The organism is Nonomuraea sp. NPDC049714 (assembly GCF_044465295.1).
Taxonomy (GTDB): Bacteria; Actinomycetota; Actinomycetes; order Streptosporangiales; family Streptosporangiaceae; genus Nonomuraea.
This window is the reverse complement of the sequence record NZ_JBITLM010000041.1, coordinates 1-1,034: the sequence shown is the minus strand read 5'-3', so window position 1 is coordinate 1,034 and position 1,034 is coordinate 1. Positions and strand designations below refer to the sequence as shown.

Genomic DNA, 1,034 nt, shown 5'->3' with positions numbered 1-1,034 from the left:
AATGCTTTGTGGTCAAGTCCTCGGCCTATTAGTACCGGTCAGCTCCACACGTTACCGTGCTTCCACCTCCGGCCTATCAACCCGGTCGTCTACCGGGAGCCTTACCCACTCTCATGGTGGGAGACCTCATCTCAAGGCGAGCTTCCCGCTTAGATGCTTTCAGCGGTTATCCCTTCCGAACGTAGCCAACCAGCCGTGCACCTGGCGGTACAACTGGCACACCAGAGGTTCGTCCGTCCCGGTCCTCTCGTACTAGGGACAGCTCCTTTCAAGTCTCCTGCGCGCGCAGCGGATAGGGACCGAACTGTCTCGCGACGTTCTAAACCCAGCTCGCGTACCGCTTTAATGGGCGAACAGCCCAACCCTTGGGACCTACTCCAGCCCCAGGATGCGACGAGCCGACATCGAGGTGCCAAACCATCCCGTCGATATGGACTCTTGGGGAAGATCAGCCTGTTATCCCCGGGGTACCTTTTAGCCGTTGAGCGACACCGCTTCCACATGCCGATGCCGGATCACTAGTCCCAGCTTTCGCTCCTGCTCGACCCGTCAGTCTCACAGTCAAGCTCCCTTGTGCACTTACACTCAACACCTGATTACCAACCAGGCTGAGGGAACCTTTGGGCGCCTCCGTTACTCTTTAGGAGGCAACCGCCCCAGTTAAACTACCCACCAGACACTGTCCCCGATCCGGATCACGGACCAGAGTTAGACGTTCAAAACGACCAGAGTGGTATTTCACCAATGACTCCACCATCACTAGCGTGACAGCTTCCCAGTCTCCCACCTATCCTACACAAGACGCTCCAAACGCCAATGTCAAGCTGTAGTGAAGGTCCCGGGGTCTTTCCGTCCTGCTGCGCGTAACGAGCATCTTTACTCGTAGTGCAATTTCGCCGGGTCTGTGGTTGAGACAGCGGGGAAGTCGTTACGCCATTCGTGCAGGTCGGAACTTACCCGACAAGGAATTTCGCTACCTTAGGATGGTTATAGTTACCACCGCCGTTTACCGGCGCTTAAGTTCTCACCTTCGC

At 56.5% G+C, this 1,034-nt stretch carries 1 rRNA gene; it reads right to left on the bottom strand.

The window, feature by feature from the left end:
* Positions 1–8: 8 nt before the first annotated feature.
* Positions 9–1,034: ribosomal RNA gene (locus ACIBQX_RS50620) — 23S ribosomal RNA — on the bottom strand; the annotation flags it as partial.